Here is a 2,645-nt window from a genome sequence, read left to right on the forward strand (position 1 = left end):
TGGTGCAGGTATTCCGCCGGTGCCAGTGCAGGATTTCAGCCAGTTTGGTGAGATCGAAGAAAAACCCATGGGTCGTTTGCTGAAGGCCGGCGCGGTCAATCTGCATCGTTCCTGGCTGAATGTGCCGCATGTTACCCAGTTTGATGAAGCTGACATTACCGAGCTGGAAGACTTCCGCAAATCCATCAAGGCAGAAGCAGAAAAACAGGGTGCCAAGGTCACGCCACTGCCTTTCCTGATCAAGGCCTGTGCACTGGCATTAAAAGCCTACCCACAGTTCAACGTATCCCTGGGTGCAGCTGGTGATACGCTGATCTGGAAAAAATACATCAACATCGGTTTTGCGGTGGATACCCCAGACGGGCTGTTGGTAGTGGTGGTTAAGGATGCTGACAAGAAAAGTGTTTATGACCTGGCGCGTGAATCTTCTGAGCTGCTGATGCAGCACGTTTTATCACCTTCCTGTCGCAGCAGTTAAGTGATATTCGCAAAATGCTTTTGTAAGACAACAACATAGCTTCAGGTTCTGATAACTCCCGCAGTAGCGGGAGTTATTCTTTACAGAAAACATTAAAACATACGTTTGATTTCTGCTGTATTTCCGCTAAGGTTAGCAACAGTATCCATTCCGACCAGGCTCAGGCTGATCCTGTCTAAAAACAAAAAAAGGATACCTTCACGAGGGTCTTGTAATGCTGACTATACTTTTAAAGCCGGGCATGGTGCTGATGAACCGTCTGGCATATTTCCAGAAGTTCACCCTGATCGCCCTGCTGTTTCTGTTACCGCTGATTCTGCTCAGTGGGATGCAAACCAAACAGCTTTGGGATGAACTGCGACAGTTACAACGCGAAAGAGCCGGACTGGAGTTACAACAAGCAACCCTGCGTCTTATTGGTTTGTCAGAAAGTTACCGGGATGTTGCTGCTCTGCAGGATGGTCGCGAAGATCACAATTTGCAGCAACAGCTGGAAGGATTACAGAACAACTGGCTGCAAGAATACAACCAGCTACAGCAGCAAGCCGACTTGTTACTGGCAGACAGTAATCTAAAAGCCGTAATGCAGGCCTTGAGGGAACAGGCCGAAGGGCTGTTTCGGCCACAGGGGCGGATGGGTAACCAGGCATTGGCACTGGCGCATTTTCAGCCACTGGTTACCAACACCTATGCCTTGTTGCAGTCTTTGCGTCAAAGCAGTGATCTGATGCGGGATTCCAGAACCGAAGTGCAGTTGTTGCAGCTGTTGCTGAACGACCAGTTGCCACCCTTACTGGGCAGTATCAGCCAAGGGCGCAGTTACGGCAGCCATGTTTTGATGCAACAGTTTATGGATTCACGCAGTAGTACCGAGCTGGAAAACGTGCTTGATCTGCTAACACGTCAGAATCTGGGGTGGCAGGCGACTCTGGACAGTCTGGCATTTCGCGCCCCGGAGCTGGCAACCCGCTTGCAGGGTCTGTCTACAGAAGTGGATCAACAGGTGAGTCATTTTCAGGAGTTGCTGGAAGATCAAGTGGTGTTTGCCGTCAGTTTTGATGCAGATTGGCAGGCTTTTTTTGATTCTGGAATCCAAAGTCAGCAGAATTTACTGAAGGTGGGGGTAGCTCTGATTGCCGAGGCAGACAGTTACCTGCAGGCTGCTGAAGCGTCGCAGACACGTTATTTGTGGATGATGACCAGCTTACTGCTGGCACAGTTGTTGGTGATTGCTTACCTCTACACCTGTTTTTATGTCTCCATGAATCTGAACATGCGACAGCTGTTAACCAGTGTTCAAACATTGGCAAAGGGTGATTTGAGAGTTACACCGCTGGCAACGACTCGCGACGAAATGGGTGTGTTGACGGAAGCTTTTGGCAGCATGTCAGCACGGATGCGTGAACTGGTAAAAATGGTTCAGGGCAGTGTGGAGCAGGTCACCGGGCAGGCCGAGCGTGTCTCACTGGCAGCTGGTGAAGCACGTCAGACCAGCATCACCCAGCAGAATGAAACCGAACAGGTGGCTTGCTCCATGAATCAGATGAATGCCACATCAACCGAGGTGGCAGAGCATGCTGCCAGCGCTGCAGCAACAGCAGGCACTGCGCGTCAGCAGGCTGAGCAGGGTCAGCAGTTGGCCGGTGAAATGGGTGATCGAATGCAGCGTCTGGCAGGTTCACTGGATGATGCCGCCGCAGCCGGTAAAAATCTGGTCGAGCGCAGCAGCCGTATTGGTGATGCGCTGGAAGTGATACGAGCCATTGCAGAACAGACCAACTTATTGGCACTTAACGCTGCCATAGAAGCTGCAAGAGCCGGTGATGCCGGACGGGGTTTTGCTGTGGTTGCAGATGAAGTACGCTCTCTGGCCAGTCGCACCCAGAACTCAACCCATGAAATTGCCGTAATTATTGAGGACCTGCATCAGGGTGTGGATAATGTGGTGGGGCATATCCAGAAAAGCCATGAACGTGCAGAATTAACGGCAGAACAGTCAAGGCAGGTTAGTCAGGCGCTTAGCCATATTCTGCAAGCCGTGCAGGATATTGATGCCAAGAACCAGCAGATTGCTGCCGCTGCGGAAGAACAATCGGCTGTTGCCAGTGAGATAGATGCCAATCTGGGACGAATTCGGGATGGCAGTGAAGCCAGTGCTCAGGGTGCT

At 51.3% G+C, this 2,645-nt stretch carries 2 protein-coding genes; both read left to right on the forward strand.

Annotated elements, in window-relative coordinates:
• Window positions 1-478 (forward strand): 2-oxo acid dehydrogenase subunit E2 (locus IBX50_RS19510; RefSeq protein ID WP_292258064.1); only part of this gene is annotated, 478 nt, incomplete at its 5' end.
• 214 nt (window positions 479-692) lie between these two features.
• The coding region (locus IBX50_RS19515; protein ID WP_292258065.1) for a methyl-accepting chemotaxis protein at window positions 693-2,645 on the forward strand (1,953 nt) is incomplete at its 3' end.

The sequence above is a fragment of the Marinospirillum sp. genome, from assembly GCF_014859565.1.